This is a genomic window from Microbacterium sp. NPDC019599 (genome assembly GCF_040632175.1).
Taxonomy (GTDB): domain Bacteria; phylum Actinomycetota; class Actinomycetes; order Actinomycetales; family Microbacteriaceae; genus Microbacterium.
The window spans coordinates 536,041-550,304 of sequence record NZ_JBEYBL010000001.1; the positions used below are offsets into that span (position 1 = coordinate 536,041).

At 71.5% G+C, this 14,264-nt stretch carries 12 protein-coding genes; 4 read left to right on the top strand and 8 right to left on the bottom strand.

What is annotated here, in order from left to right; all coding sequences use genetic code 11:
• Positions 1-17: 17 nt before the first annotated feature.
• Both leuS and pabB read right to left on the bottom strand, forming a co-directional pair.
• The gene (gene leuS, locus ABZ477_RS02490; RefSeq protein WP_360127316.1) at positions 18-2,603 is read right to left on the bottom strand and encodes a leucine--tRNA ligase; all 2,586 of its coding nucleotides are present in this window, start codon (positions 2,601-2,603) and stop codon (positions 18-20) included.
• An 80-nt stretch (positions 2,604-2,683) separates the two neighbouring features.
• A complete protein-coding gene (gene pabB / locus ABZ477_RS02495; protein WP_360127319.1) occupies positions 2,684-3,994 on the bottom strand; it encodes an aminodeoxychorismate synthase component I in 1,311 nt (436 codons plus the stop codon).
• Between the two features lie 42 nt (positions 3,995-4,036).
• Between pabB and ABZ477_RS02500 the strand changes: the two genes are divergently transcribed.
• The 4 genes from ABZ477_RS02500 (at position 4,037) to ABZ477_RS02515 (ending at position 7,529) form a co-directional block, all read left to right on the top strand.
• Positions 4,037-4,738: a DedA family protein gene (locus ABZ477_RS02500; protein WP_360127322.1), complete on the top strand. Its 702-nt coding sequence runs from the start codon at positions 4,037-4,039 to the stop codon at positions 4,736-4,738.
• A gap of 4 nt (positions 4,739-4,742) precedes the next feature.
• Complete coding sequence (locus ABZ477_RS02505; protein WP_360127325.1) at positions 4,743-5,774, top strand: phosphatase domain-containing protein; 1,032 nt, start codon at positions 4,743-4,745, stop codon at positions 5,772-5,774.
• Between the two features lie 107 nt (positions 5,775-5,881).
• Entirely contained in the window at positions 5,882-6,592 is a 711-nt protein-coding gene (locus ABZ477_RS02510; RefSeq protein ID WP_360127328.1) for an SOS response-associated peptidase, read from the top strand.
• Between the two features lie 91 nt (positions 6,593-6,683).
• Entirely contained in the window at positions 6,684-7,529 is an 846-nt protein-coding gene (locus ABZ477_RS02515) for a 3-methyladenine DNA glycosylase (RefSeq protein ID WP_360127904.1), read from the top strand.
• 1 nt (position 7,530) lies between these two features.
• Here ABZ477_RS02515 and ABZ477_RS02520 read toward each other — a convergent pair whose 3' ends face one another.
• The 6 genes from ABZ477_RS02520 to ABZ477_RS02545 form a co-directional block, all read right to left on the bottom strand.
• Positions 7,531-8,742: a glycoside hydrolase family 3 N-terminal domain-containing protein gene (locus ABZ477_RS02520; protein WP_360127331.1), complete on the bottom strand. Its 1,212-nt coding sequence runs from the start codon at positions 8,740-8,742 to the stop codon at positions 7,531-7,533.
• Between the two features lie 129 nt (positions 8,743-8,871).
• Positions 8,872-10,548 (bottom strand): acyl-CoA dehydrogenase family protein, encoded by a 1,677-nt coding sequence (locus tag ABZ477_RS02525; RefSeq protein ID WP_360127334.1) that lies wholly within the window; start codon positions 10,546-10,548, stop codon positions 8,872-8,874.
• Positions 10,545-11,630 (bottom strand): putative zinc-binding metallopeptidase, encoded by a 1,086-nt coding sequence (locus ABZ477_RS02530; protein ID WP_360127337.1) that lies wholly within the window; start codon positions 11,628-11,630, stop codon positions 10,545-10,547. Before ABZ477_RS02530 ends, ABZ477_RS02525 begins: the two co-directional genes overlap by 4 nt.
• Before the next feature lie 52 nt (positions 11,631-11,682).
• Positions 11,683-12,831, bottom strand: coding sequence for a PQQ-dependent sugar dehydrogenase (locus tag ABZ477_RS02535; protein ID WP_360127340.1), 1,149 nt, complete (start codon positions 12,829-12,831; stop codon positions 11,683-11,685).
• Positions 12,828-13,301 carry a VOC family protein gene (locus ABZ477_RS02540; RefSeq protein WP_360127343.1) on the bottom strand — a complete coding sequence of 158 codons (474 nt, stop codon included), beginning with the start codon at positions 13,299-13,301 and terminating at the stop codon, positions 12,828-12,830. Before ABZ477_RS02540 ends, ABZ477_RS02535 begins: the two co-directional genes overlap by 4 nt.
• 47 nt (positions 13,302-13,348) lie before the next feature.
• Complete coding sequence (locus ABZ477_RS02545) at positions 13,349-14,185, bottom strand: N-acyl homoserine lactonase family protein (RefSeq protein ID WP_360127346.1); 837 nt, start codon at positions 14,183-14,185, stop codon at positions 13,349-13,351.
• Positions 14,186-14,264: the final 79 nt, after the last annotated feature.

Consider the following 14,264-nt stretch of genomic DNA (forward strand, 5'->3'; position numbering starts at 1 on the left):
CCGCGTGGGGAGGAGAGTCAGCGCGTGCTGAAGCTCACGACCTTGGGCGGGCGCACGATGGCGCGGACGATCTCGCGATCGCCGAGCGAGCGCTTGACCCGCTCGTCGGCGCGGGCGAGAGCCTCGAGCTCGGCGCCGTCGATGCGCGCGGGCACGTCCAACGTCGCACGCACCTTCCCGTCGATCTGCACGACGGCCTTGACCGACTCCTCGACGAGGAGCATCGGGTTGGCCTGACGCCACGGCACGAGGCCCACGAACGAGTCGTAGCCCAGCGCCTCCCACATCTCCTCGGCCGTGTGCGGCGCGAACAGATCGAGCACCATCGCGATGGCCTCGGCGGCCTCGCGGACGGCGGGGTCGCCGGGACCGGCATCCGAGTCGATCGTCTTGCGCGTCGCGTTGGCGAGCTCCATGAGACGGGCGACGACGACGTTGAACTTCGTCTGCTCGACCAGGCCCGGAGCATCCGCGAGGAGCCGGTGCGTCACACGGCGCAGCGCCGGATCGCCCTCGGCCCACACGACGTCGGGGCTGCTCGTGACCTCGTGGGCGATGCGCCAGACCCGCGCGAGGAACTTGGCCGCGCCGGTCGTCGAGACGTCGTCCCAGTCCTTGTCGTCCTCGACGGGTCCCGCGAAGGCCAATGCCACGCGCAGCGCGTCGGCGCCGTGCGCGTCGAGCTCCTCCTGGAACAGGACGAGGTTGCCCTTGCTCTTGGACATCTTCGCCCCGCCCAGGATCACCATGCCCTGGTTGATGAGGCTCGAGAAGGGCTCGGTGAACTCGACCAGTCCCATGTCGAAGAGCGCCTTCGTGATGAAGCGCGCGTACAGCAGGTGGAGGATCGCGTGCTCGACGCCGCCGATGTAGAAGTCGACCGGACCCCACTTGTTCGCCTCACGCGCCGAGAAGGCCTCGCCCGCGTCGCGCGGCGACAGGTAGCGCAGGAAGTACCAGGAGCTGTCGACGAAGGTGTCCATCGTGTCGGGGTCGCGCAGCATGGGCTCGCCCGACTCCGGGTCGGTCGTGGTGACCCACTCGGTCGCGCCGCCCAGGGGCGACGTCCCCTTCGGCTTGAGGTCGAGACCGTCCACCGACGGGAGCAGGACGGGGAGCTGCTCGTCCGGGACGGGGACGATCGTGCCGTCCTCCGCGTGCAGCATCGGGATCGGGGTGCCCCAGTAGCGCTGGCGCGAGATCAGCCAGTCGCGCAGGCGGAACGACTTCGCGGCCCGGCCCGTGCCGGCGGCCTCGAGCTGGTCGATGATGCGGGCGATCGCGTTGCGCTTGGACAGCCCGTCGAGCGACCCGGAGTTGATCATGCGACCCTCGCCGGTCAGCGCGATGCCCGTCTTGGCGGGGTCGATGGTGTCGAGGGTCAGCTCGTCGGCGCCCGGGTCGATCGGCACGCCGTTCTCGTCGAGCTCGATGACGGGGATCGCTCCGGTGAGCGGTGCGGTCGTGTCGACGACGACCTTGACGGGCAGGTCGAAGGCGCGCGCGAAGTCGAGGTCGCGCTGGTCGTGCGCGGGCACGGCCATGACGGCGCCGTGGCCGTAGTCGGCCAGGACGTAGTCGGCTGCCCAGATCGGGAGGCGCTCGCCGTTGACGGGGTTGATCGCGTAGCGCTCCAGGAAGACGCCCGTCTTGGGGCGGTCGGTGCTCTGGCGCTCGATCTCGGACTCGCGCTGGACACCGTCCAGGTAGTCCTGGAAGCGCGCGCGCACCTCCGGGGAGGAGCCCTCCGCAAGCTCCGCGGCGAGGTCGGAGTCCGGCGCGACGACGAAGAACGTCGCGCCGTGCAGCGTGTCGGGACGGGTCGAGAACACCGTGACGGCGCCCTCGCGCCCCTCGATCCGGAAGTCGATGTCGGCGCCCACCGAGCGGCCGATCCAGTTGCGCTGCATCTGGATGACCTTCTGCGGCCAGAAGCCCTCGAGCTGGTTGAGGTCGTCGAGCAGGCGGTCGGCGTAGTCCGTGATCCGGAAGTACCACTGCGTCAGCTTCTTCTTGACGACCTCGGCGCCGCAGCGCTCGCAGTGCCCCTCGACGACCTGCTCGTTGGCGAGGACCGTCTGGTCGTTGGGGCACCAGTTGACCGGGCTCTCCTTGCGGTAGGCCAGGCCCTTCTCGTACAGCCTCTGGAACAGCCACTGGTTCCAGCGGTAGTACTCGGGGTCGCTCGTGTGCAGCACGCGCGACCAGTCGAACGAGACGCCGTAGTCCTTGAGGCTCTCGCGCTGCTGCGCGATGTTCTCGTAGGTCCACTTCACCGGGTCGGCGCCCCGCTTGATCGCGGCGTTCTCAGCGGGCAGGCCGAACGAGTCCCACCCGATCGGGTTGAGGACGTTGTAACCGCGGTGGCGCCAGAACCGCGCGACGATGTCCGAGTAGAGGTAGTTCTCGGCGTGACCCATGTGCAGGTCGCCCGACGGGTAGGGGAACATCGCGAGCACGTACTTGCGGGGGCGCGTGTCCTCGTCGCCTCCGGCGCGGAACGGGTCTTCCTCCGCCCAGCGCGCCTGCCACTTCGCCTGGACGGCGTGCGGATCGTACGCAGCGCTCTCGGCGGCGGGCAGGGAAGAAGAGCTCTGTGACACGTGAGGACCAATCGTGCGATGGGGGAAGTCGCGCAGAACGCGTCCTCCAGGTTACCGGACGGGCATCCGGGCGAACCGGGTCACCACCCGGGCGGGAGGAGCGCACCGACTGCCGCGAGGGGTCCGCGCGCCTTGATGCCGACCTCCGCGACCTCGGCCGCGGCATCCGATCGCCACGTGATCCCGCCGCCGGCCCCGACGTAGGCGCCACCGGGATGGACGACGATCGACCGGATGACCATCGCGAGGTCCAGCGCGCCGTCGTCGCCGATCCAGCCGAAGCACCCGGAGAAGACCCCTCGGGGCGCCGCCTCGAGCTCGTGCAGGATCGTCATGGCCGACAGCTTCGGCGCGCCCGTCATGCTGCCGGCGGGGAACGTCGCATCGAGCAGGTCGCCGACGGTCGTGCCGCCGACGAGTCGCGCCGAGACTGTGCTCACGAGCTGGTGGACGGCCGGATAGCTCTCGACGGCGAACAGCCGGTCGACCGCGACGGTCGAGGGATCGGAGACGCGCGAGAGGTCGTTGCGCATGAGGTCGACGATCATGACGTTCTCGGCCCGCTCCTTGTCGCTCGCCGTGAGCTCCGCCGCGAGCGCCGCGTCGGTCTCGGCATCCGTCCCGCGCGGACGCGTGCCCTTGATGGGGTGCGTGCGCACGACGCCGTCCTCGACCTCGAGGAAGAGCTCGGGGCTCGCGCTCAGCAGCGCGACCGAGCCCGCGCGGATCATGCCGCCGTGGTGGGCGGGCGTGCGCGTGCGCAGCCGCAGATACGTCTCGAGGGGATCGACCGGCGAATCGACCTCGAACCGCGTCGTGAGGCACAGCTGGTAGGCGTCGCCCTCCCGGATCGCGTCCCGGCACCGCTCGATGAGCGCGGCATACTCCGGCGGAGTGTGACGCGCGCGCACCCCCAGCGAGGTGGGCGCGTCGGCCGGCGCATCCACCGTCTGAGCCCGGGCTGCCGCGACCTCGGCCGCGAACGCGTCGACGGCATCGGCGGCGCCGAACGCCCACACCCGCCTGGTCGCATGGTCGAACGCGACGAACCGGTCGACACGCAGCCACACCTGGGGCGGGATGCCGTCGCCTCCGCCGCTCGTCGGCGCGCCCGCGCGTGCCGCACCGCCCTCGTAGCCGAGCCATCCGACCCAGCCGCCGGTGAACCGTCCGGGGGCCGCTCCCGCCGGCGCGGAGTCCGCGCAGGGGACGCGACGCACGGAGCCGGGATCGGCGTCGACGGCCCCGCCCCCGACCCAGCTCCAGCCCGTCGTCGCGGCCGGCCCGGCATCCAGCCAGAACGACTCGGAGAGGTCGGCGAACAGCGCGAGGTGGACGGCTTCGGGATCGATCCACTCGCCCAAGGGCACGGCGACGAGCGGATGGGACATTCTCCCAGGCTAGAGCCGCGGTCGGACGCCTAGGCTCATGGCGTGAACGAGTTCCTCTCGTGGCTGCTCGATGCCGTGCAGAGCGTCGATCCCGTCGCTCGCACGATCGCCGCGGGGGTCGCCGTCATGCTCGAGACGAGCGTCCTGATCGGGCTCATCGTCCCGGGCGACATGGTCGTCATCGTCGCGGCGACCGCCGTCGCGACCCCCTTGGAGGGCGTGTTCCTGGGGATCGCGGTCGTCATCGGGGCGCTCATCGGCGAGAGCATCGGATTCTGGCTGGGTCGCTTCCTCGGGCCGAAGATCCGCCATTCGAAGCTCGGCCAGCGTCTCGGCGACGACAAGTGGGAGCGCTCCGAGCGGTACCTGCGCCGCCGTGGCGGTCCGGCCATCTTCATCTCGCGCTTCCTGCCGGTCCTGCACTCGCTCGTCCCGCTCACGGTCGGCATGAGCGAGTACCCCTACCGTCGGTTCCTCGCCTGGACGACACCCGCCTGCATCGTGTGGGCGACGCTGTACATCTCCGTCGCGTCCGCTGCGGCGGGCACGTACCGCGAGCTCGCGGATCAGCTCCACTACGCCGGCTACATCTTCGTCGCCGCCATCGTCGTGTTCATCCTCCTGGTCTTCCTCGGCAAGAAGCTCCTCGAGAAGCTCGAGCACCGGCACCTGCACGAAGAGGAGCGGGAGCACGCGCAGGACACCCTCCCGACAGGACGTGTCCAGGAGGACATGGAAGACTGAGGGGATGCCCGCGACCCCTCCGCCCCGCACCAAGGTGCTGTGGCTTGCGCGTCTCGAGTACCGCCTGCACGCCTGGCGCGAGCGCCGGGCCCGCGCGCGCGGCCAGAAGCCGACCGTCATGCCCTTCCCCGGCTACGGCGGTGTGGACTGGGTTCGCGTCGTCGCCCGTGTCATGATCGTGCCCCCCGTGAAGCCGGTCGACACGGGCGAGTACGCGCGCGTACGCGGCTGGCGCAGCTTCGCGTCCGTCCCGATCGGCTTCGCACAGGTCAACGTGACGATCGCGGGCGTGACGCACGAGGTCGTCGCCGACCGCGGCGGCGTCGTGGACACCGTGCTGCCCGCTCGGATGGAGCCCGGCTGGCAGACGTTCGAGATGTCGGTCGAAGGCGGCGAGCCGGTCGAGACCCGCGTCTTCATCGTGGGACCCGAGGTGCGCTTCGGCGTCGTCTCGGACGTCGACGACACGGTCATGGTGACAGCGCTCCCCCGCCCGCTTCTCGCGGCCTGGAACTCCTTCGTCGTCGACGAGCATGCACGCCAGCCCGTCCCCGGGATGGCCGTACTGCTCGAGCGCATCGCGCGTGAGAACCCCGGTTCGCCGGTCGTCTACCTCTCGACGGGCGCGTGGAACATCGCGCCGACCCTCATCCGGTTCCTCCGCCGTCACCTCTTCCCGCCCGGATCCATCCTGCTGACCGACTGGGGTCCGACGCACGACCGCTGGTTCCGCAGCGGCAAGGCGCACAAGCTCTCCAACCTCGCGCGCCTGTCGAAGGAGTTCCCGCAGGTCCGGTGGCTGCTCATCGGGGACGACGGGCAGCACGACGACGAGATCTACACACGGTTCACCGCCGCGCACCCCGCCAACGTCGTGGGCGTCGCGATCCGCCGCCTCTCCCCCGCCGAGGCCGTGCTCGCCGGCGGCCGCACGGCCGTCGACGACCACTCCGCGGCCAAGGTGCCGTGGGTGACCGAGTCGGACGGCGCGGGCCTGCTCGAGCGTCTCGAGGAAGTGGGCGTCCTCCAGGCCTGAGCCCGGGCCGAGCCCGGCGCCCGAGCCCGGGGTCCGCGTCAGCAGCCCGATCCCACCCTGAGGCCCGGGCCTGATCCCGCGTCGGAGCCCCCGCGTAGGCTGGCGGCATGTGCGGAAGATTCGTCGTGGCGAATGTCGGCTCCGATCTCGTGGGGGTCCTCCGCGTCGACGTCGAGGCCGACGACCTGCCCGAGCCCTCGTACAACATCGCACCGACGTCGAAGGTCGCGATCGTACTGGACTCGGCCAAGACCGAGCCGCCCACGCGGCGGCTCGAAGTAGCGCGCTGGGGGCTCGTCCCGGTGTGGGCGAAGGATCTCTCGATCGGCGCACGAGCCTTCAACGCTCGCGCCGAAGAGCTCGAGGACAAGCCGATGTTCCGCAAGGCGCTCGAGAAGCGCCGCGCCATCGTGCCGGCATCCGGGTACTACGAGTGGAAGAAGGTCGGCGACGAGAAGATCCCGCACTACATCCACCCGGCCGCGGACGAGCCCATGTTCTTCGCGGGGCTCTACGAGTGGTGGAAGGATGCCTCGAAGCCCGACGACGACCCCGCCCGCTGGGTGCTGAGCTTCACGATCCTCACGCGCGACTCGATCGGCGCGCTCGGATCGATCCACGACCGGATGCCGCTGTTCCTCGACCCCGATCATGCCGACGCGTGGCTCGACCCGTCGACGGACAACGTGCGTGACGTCCTGGATGCCGCCATCGACGCCGCACCGGCGATCGCCGACGAGCTGGAGAACCACGTCGTCGGCAAGGCCGTCGGCAACGTGCGCAACAACTCGCCCGAGCTCATCGAGCCCGTCGACTGACCTGCGAGCCGGCGCCGCCCCGGGGCCTCTCAGCGCCGCCGCCTATCCTCGAGGGGTGACGACGCTCTCCCCCGCCCGCGCCACCCTCCTCCTGGAGGCAGGCGCGTGGCGCGCGATCGAGCAGGCGCACGAGGAGCGGGCCGACGCCTTGACGGCGGCGCACCGGGCGCGTGCGGCGCGCGGGGAGAAGCATCCCGTCGAGGACTTCCTCTTCACGTACTACTCGTACAAGCCGGCCGTCCTGCGGCGTTGGCACCCGGGCGCGGGCGTCGAGCTCGCCGACGCGGGCGCCACGCCGCGCGCGGCGTGGCGCTGGTACGCCCCCGGCGCCGAGCCGGGGTCGCTCGTCGTGGACGCACCGGCGTTCCGCGCCGAGAAGGCGCTGCTCGTGAGCGGCGTCGAGCGGATCCTCCGCGCGACCGCCGGCCGGGCGGGCGCCTTCGGATGCTTCGGCCTGCACGAGTGGGCCATGGTGTACCGGCAGGAGGACCACCGTCACGCCGTGCCGCTGCGCCTCGGTCAGGCGGGCACGGACGAGGTCGTCGAGGCGCACGAGCTGCGCTGCACCCACTTCGACGCGTTCCGCTTCTTCACGCCCGAGGCCGTGCCGCGCAATCGCGAGACGCCCACGCGCGAGCTCCAGGCCGGGATGGAGCAGCCGGGGTGCCTGCACGCCGGCATGGACGTCTACAAGTGGGCCGTCAAGCTCGGCCCGCTCGTGCCCGGAGAGCTCCTCCTCGACGCGTTCGAGCTCGCGCGCGACATCCGCGTCCTCGACATGCGGGCCTCCCCCTACGATCTCGCCGACCGCGGCTACGAGCCCGTCCGCATCGAGACCCCCGAGGGCAAGGCCGAGTACGTGCGCCGCCAGCGCGGCTTCTCGGAGCGCGGACAAGCGCTGCGCACACGGCTTCTCGACGTGCTCGACGCGGCCTGACTCAGCCCGCGGGCGCGCAGTCCTCGCACGGCACGAGCCCCCGACCGGATGCCGCGGCTTCCAGCCGCAGCGCCGTCACGCGTGTCGCGGCGTCATCGAGACGCTCCGACGGCACGTCCCCCGATTCGACGGCGGCGACGATGCCGTCGACGATGCGCGGCGCCGTGTCGGCCGTGGAGCCCACGACGGTCAGGAGCAGGTCGCTGCCTGCGGCGAGCGCCATGACGGCGTTGCGGACGGGATCCTGGTACTCCGGGATGCCGGAGGCTTGCAGCATCCCGAGGTCGTCCGTGACGATGACGCCCTCGAACCCGAGCTCTTCGCGCGCGATGCGATGCCACTCGGGCGAGAGCGTCGCGGGGGCGTCGTCGACGGAGGTGTAGACGAGGTGCCCGAACATGAGCAGCTCCGCGCCGGCGTCGATCCCGGCCTGGAACGGCACGGCGTCCGACGCCGCCCAGTCCTGCTTCGAGAGGTCCGTCGAGGGGATGACGGAGTGCGAGTCGCCGGGCGCCGCGCCGTGCCCGGGGAAGTGCTTGAGGGTGGAGAACGCCTGGCCCGCCTCGCCGGTCACCGCCGCCGCGACACGTTCGGCCGAGGCGTCGGGCGTCGTCCCGAGGGCGCGGCGGTAGATGAACATCGAGGGATCGTCCGTGACGTCGGCGACGATGCCGAAGTTGACGCCGATCCCCGCCCGCTGCACGAGCGCTCCGCGACCGGAGAAGGCATCGGCCGCGGCCTCGGCGGGCTCGTCCTTCAGTGTGAGCGCCGAGGGGAACGCGTCCCACGGCAGCCGTGACACATCGCCGCCCTCCTGGTCCACGGCGATGAGCGGGGGCAGCGACGGATCGATCGCGAGCGCCTCCGTCACGCCGCGCAGCGCTCCTTCGTCGGGCGGGATGTTCGCGCCCATGAGGATGAACCCGCCGATGCCGGTCCGCTCCATGTAGTCGCTCAGCGCCGCGGGATCGGTCGTCGGGATGTGCCCCATGACGACGGCGGCCGCCTTCTCGCGCAGCGACATGGCCCCGACAGCGGCAGCGGCGCGGGCCGGGATGCTGTCCTCAGGCGCCGCACTGACCTCGACGGTGGGCGCGGGCGCCGCGGCCCCCGTGGGCGCGGCGGAGGGCGCGCTCGCGCACGCGGTGAGCCCGGCGACCGCCGCGAGGGCGACGGCACCGGCGATCGCACGCAGCCGCCGATGCACAGTCATCACGCCAGCCTACGTCTCGCCCGCGCCCCTCTCGTCCCGCCGCGAGAGGGCAGGAATGTGCGCCCGCGCGCCCGCGAAGTGCACATCTTCGCCCTCTCGCGGAGACGATGGGACGGGGGCGAGGCGGGTTCAGTGCCGAGCGACGATCGCTGCGGCATCCGTCCCCCTCGGCAGGACGCCGTACTGGAACGCGCGATCGGCGCCGAGGCGCGCGCCGATGAACGCCTCGGCGTCGGTCGTCGGCGCGTGCCGCAGCATGAGCGAGGCCTGCAGGGCGAGGGCGAGGCCCTCCGTGAGCCGGCGCGCCTGTGTCGCGGCGAGGTCGGGCTCGCCGGCGACGCCGAGGAGCAGGTCGAGCGTGCGCGTCACGTGGGCGTCGAGGATGCCCGACGCGCCCTGGGTCGTGGCGAGCTCGTCGGCGAAGGCGTCGGCCGAGGCGGGATCGCGCGTCAGGGCGCGCAGGACGTCGAGCGCGATGACGTTGCCCGAGCCCTCCCAGATCGCCATGACGGGCTGCTCGCGGTAGCGCCGGGCCAGCGGGAACGACTCGGTGTACCCGTTGCCGCCGAGGCACTCGAGCGCCTCGTACGCGTGGTGCGGACCGCGTTTGCACACCCAGTACTTCGCGACGGGCGTCGCGAGGCGCCGGAGCGCGACATCCCGCTCGGACGCATCCGCCTCGAACAGCTGGGCCAGTCGCATGCCCGTCAGCAGCGCCGCCTCGTATTCGAGCGCGAGATCGGCCAGGACCGCGGTCATCGCCGGCTGGTCCACCAGGAGCGCCCCGAACGCGGATCGCCCGCGCGCGTGCCACACGGCCTCGGCGACGGACTGCCGCATCCCCGCCGCCGTGCCCAGCACGCAGTCGAGCCGCGTGCGCTGCACCATCTCGATGATCGTCCGGACACCTCGGCCCGGCTCGCCGAGGAGCGTCGCGACGGTCCCGTCGAACTCGATCTCGGCGGACGCGTTCGAACGGTTGCCGAGCTTGTCCTTCAGACGCTGGATGCGCAGGGCGTTCCGGTTGCCGTGCGAGAGCATCCGCGGCACGAAGAGGCAGCTGAGGCCCTCGTCCTCTCCCCCGCGTGCGGTGTGCGCGAGGACGAGGAAGCCGTCCGACATCGGCGCGGAGCAGAACCACTTGTGGCCGGTCAGCTGGTAGGCGTGGCCGCCGAGGTGGACGCCGACCGTCGTTCCCGCCCGCACGTCCGACCCGCCCTGCTTCTCGGTCATCGCCATGCCGACGAGCGCGCTCGCCTTGCCGCCCTCCACGACGAGCCGCGGCTCGTAGTCGCGCGAGAGCAGCCGGGGCATCCACTCGTCGGCGACCCAGGGCGACCCCGCGATCGAGGCGACCGCCGCGTGGGTCATCGAGACGGGGCACGCGTGGCCCGGCTCGATCTGCGCGAAGAGCATGAACTGCGCCGCGCGCGCGACCGCGGCACCGGGGCGGGGTTCGGCCCACGCGGACGTGTGGGCGCGGGCGGCGAGCGCAGCGCCGAGCACGCGGTGGTACGAGGGGTCGTACTCGACCTCGTCGATCCGGTACCCCCAGCGGTCGTGCGTGTAGGCGACGGGCGGGTGCACGTTCGCGCGCTCGGCATCCCGCTGGAATCCGAGCGAGCCGACGAGCGACCCCGTCTCGTGGAGCGCGTCGTCGGCCCAGCCGGCCCCGAACGCGCGCACGGCGTCGGCGAGGGGCCGATTCAGCCCGTACTCGTCGACGTCGACGCGCCACGGGGGCTGGTTCTCGACGTAGTGCGTCGCCGCCCCGATGACGCGCTTCCCCCGCGAGAACGTCGTCACGCCCGCTCCGTCTCCTGCGGGTACACGAGCAGGAACTGCTCCTCGGTCGTCAGCGGCGCGTGCGTGACGAGATCGTGCATGAACGCGAGCTTGTGCCGGACGGCGGGCGAGATCTCGAAGGGGTACAGGTCGCCGAAGCCCATCGCGCGGTTGATGCGGTTGAACGCCTCCGACATCCACTCCCAGTCCGACAGCAGCTGGGCGACGGGCTCGTCGCGGTAGGACCCGAGCGGCACGACGTCCGTGTCGCGCAGGTTCGTCCCGGACTCGTCGAGATGAATGCCGATCGCCGCCGCCGTCTGGAGGGTGCCGGTGATGTGCAGATAGTGCGCGAACGTCTCGGCGAAGTCCTCCCACGGGTGCATCGTGGCGTACTCGGAGATGAAGTTCTCGTGCCAGCCGTCCGGCGCCCCCATCGAGTAGTGGCGCTTGATGGCGTCCCGGTAGCTCGCGCGCTCGTCGCCGAACAGATCGCGGCAGCGGGCCCAGTCCTGGTCGTTCGTGAGCAGGACGTTCTGGTAGTAGTGCCCCGTCTCGTGGCGGAGGTGGCCCAGCATCGTCCGGTACGGCTCACCGAGCTTGATGCGCAGCGCCTCGCGGCGGTCGTCGAGGCTCTCGGCGAGGTCGATCGTGACGATGCCGTTCGCGTGCCCGATCATGACGGGCCGGCCGAGCGAGATGCTCGACAGCAGGTCGAAGCCGAGGCCACCGGGCTTGATGTCCCACGGCACGATCGGCAGTCCCAGGTCGCCGAGCTGCAGGATGAGCCGCCGCTTGGCCTCCTCGGTCTTCGCGAGCTTCGACAGCGCGATCGTGTCATCGGGGTCGGGCCGCGTCCGCGTGAGGCGGCACGAGAAGCACCGGCCCGCGGGGGCGTTCTCCCACACGAGCCAGTTGCACTCCCAGCCGCGGTTCGAGCACGTGTACCAGACCTGGTCGTCGATGACGGCCCGTCCCTTGCGGACGGAGAAGAACTGGCGGGACAGGATGTGGTAGCCGAGCTCGGCGTCGCAGAACGGACACACCAGTGTGTCGAGGTAGAGGAAATGCCGGCAGACGGGGCACCGGGGTTGAGCGATCACCCGTTCACCGTAACGCCCGGCCGGTGCCGCGGGAGCCTCTCCCGGCACGCCCTCAGCCGTGAGGGGCGAGGGCGACCTGCAGCAGGACGTCGTCGCCCTCACGAGGCGACCCGCGCCCGTCGGTGTTGTTGGTCAGCACCCACAGCGTCCCGTCCGGGGCGGCGACGGCATCCCGCAGCCTGCCCTGCTCCCCCGCGAGCGCCGCGACCGGCTCCGCCGCGATGCCCGGCGCGTCGGTGTCGACGGTCCACAGGCGCTCCCCGCGCAGCGACGCGATGAAGACCGTCTCGCCGACGGCGGCGATGCCGCTCGGGCTCGCCTCGTCGGTCGTCCACGTGACGACGGGATCGGCGTAGCGCTCGTCCCCCGACGTGCCCTCGTATACGGGCCAGCCGTAGTTCGCGCCGGCCTCGATCCGGTTGAGCTCGTCGAACGTGTCCTGGCCGAACTCGCTGGCCCACATCGTGCCGTCGCTCGTCCACGCGATCCCCTGCACGTTGCGGTGGCCAAGGCTGTACACGGCCGTGCCGAACGGGTTGCCGGGAGCAGGGTCGCCCTGCGGCGTGAGACGCAGGATCTTGCCGCCCAGGGATGCCGGATCCTGCGCCGACGGCCGGTTCTGCGCATCCCCCGTCGTGACGTAGAGCAGACCGTCGGGTCCGAACGCGAGGCGCCCGCCGTCGTGCGTCGAGTTGCGGGCGATGCCGGACAGGATCACCTCGGGCTCGCCGAGACTCAGGTCGCCGTCGCCGCCGAGGAGCGGCATCCGGACCACCCGGTTGTCGTCGGCCGCGCCGTGGTACGCGTAGAGCCAGCGCTCGCCGTCGTCCTCCCACAGCGCGAGCCCGTGCAGCCCGGACTCGCCGCCCGACACGACGCCGGGCACCGTGCCCGCGGTCCGCAGCTCGCCCTCGGGGGTCAGCTCGAGGACCGTTCCGTCGCCGCGCTGGCTGATGAGCGCACCGCCGCCCGGCAGCGGGGCGACCGACCACGGCGCCCGCAGACCGGACGCGAGCGTCACGGGCTCCCCCTCGGCACGCCAGAACCCCGTCGGCACGTCCGTCCCGCGCGGAGCCGGCGTCTCGGCACGAGTGGCAGGCGGCGGGATGCTGTCCTCCGGCGCCTGCGCCGTGCAGGCGGAGACCGCCATCAAGGCCGCGACGAGCACAGCCGCCGCTGCCGCCCGCCGCCGTCCGCTCATGCTCGCGCCGCGGCCGCCTCGACGACGTCGATCTCGATCTTCTTCATCTGCAGCATCGCCTGGACGGCCAGGTGCGATCGATCCGGATCGGGGTCGCGGATGAGTTCGATCAGCCGGTCGGGGATGATCTGCCACGACAGACCCCACCGGTCCTTGAGCCACCCGCACGGCTGCTCCTCGCCGCCCGCCGTGAGGGCTCCCCAGTACCGGTCGACTTCGGCCTGATCCGCGCACGAGACGTACATCGAGACGGCCTCGGTGAACGGGAACTGAGGACCTGCGTCCATCGCGTAGTAGTCGCGCCCCGCGAGGCGGAAGTGCGCGTGCATGACCTTACCGCCCATACCCGGAACGCCCTCGGGGTACCGGCCGACCGACACGATCTCAGAGTCCGGGATGAGCTGCGTGTAGAAGGTGATCGCCGCTTCGGCGTCGTTGTCGAACCACAGGAAGGGAATCACGTCGGTCATGGCGACAGACTCCCCCAGGTCCCCTGTCCTGACAAGGGCCGGTCTGGTCAGTCGGGCTTCGACCCGATCGCGCCCTCGAACCGTGCGGCGGCCTCGGGGTCGTGGGCGGCCGCGATGACGAGTCCCGGCAGATCCTTCCGAAGGCGGTTCACGCGGTCGGTCATGCTCTGCAGCTGCGCGCGGTCGCCCACGCCCGGCACGTGGTCGCGATCGAAGCGGCGCGCGTCGTAGGTCAGGTCGCCGACCAGGAGGATCGGGTCGAGTCCCGGTCGCGAGAGCAGGAGCGAGAGCGAGCCGGGCGTGTGGCCCGGCGTCGGGAGGAGGCGGAGCGAGCCGTCCCCGAAGAGGTCCTCCGTCGACGTGAACTCCCCGACAGGTCCGCCCCGCGCGGTGTCGAAGTCCACGAGCCGCCACCGCGCGCCCGGCAGGTCGATGTGCCGCTTCAGGTAGCCGCGGAGGACGGCGCCCGGGCGCCGGAGCTGCCGCCACTCCACCGCCGACACGACGAACTCGGCGTTCGGGAAGTCGCGGATGCCGCCGATGTGGTCGAAGTGCAGGTGCGAGAAGACCACCTGGGTCACGCGGTCTGGGTCGTAGCCCGCGGCCACGAGCAGCGCGGGGAGCGTCTCGTGCCGACCCACCTGGAGCATCGCCAGGCGGCGGTAGAACCAGCCGTTGAGGCCGGCCGGGAAGTACTCCGGGTCGACGACTCCCCGTCGATCCTGTCCCGCGTCGAAGAGGACGAGCCCGTCGGCATGCTCGATGACGAAGACGTTGATGGGAAGCTCCGACGTCCAGCGCCTCGACGTGAGCAGCCACAGAGCAAGCGGCTTCCACGTGCGTCGTGCGTGCTCCGGGCGGATGCGCACCGATCCCGTGCTCACGACCGATGCGCCCCGGATCGGGTGCGCGGACGCGGCTCCCATGCTTCGTACCTATACGCGGTGGGTCGGCCGGCGCAAG

Bases quoted from the DNA above. Each gene is read 5' to 3' on its own strand.
- pabB (WP_360127319.1), bottom strand. From the start codon at position 3,994: ATGTCCCATCCGCTCGTCGCCGTGCCCTTGGGCGAGTGGATCGATCCC.
- ABZ477_RS02540 (WP_360127343.1), bottom strand. From the start codon at position 13,301: ATGACCGACGTGATTCCCTTCCTGTGGTTCGACAACGACGCCGAAGCG.
- ABZ477_RS02510 (WP_360127328.1), top strand. From the start codon at position 5,882: ATGTGCGGAAGATTCGTCGTGGCGAATGTCGGCTCCGATCTCGTGGGG.
- ABZ477_RS02535 (WP_360127340.1), bottom strand. From the start codon at position 12,831: ATGAGCGGACGGCGGCGGGCGGCAGCGGCGGCTGTGCTCGTCGCGGCC.
- ABZ477_RS02520 (WP_360127331.1), bottom strand. From the start codon at position 8,742: ATGACTGTGCATCGGCGGCTGCGTGCGATCGCCGGTGCCGTCGCCCTC.
- ABZ477_RS02505 (WP_360127325.1), top strand. From the start codon at position 4,743: ATGCCCGCGACCCCTCCGCCCCGCACCAAGGTGCTGTGGCTTGCGCGT.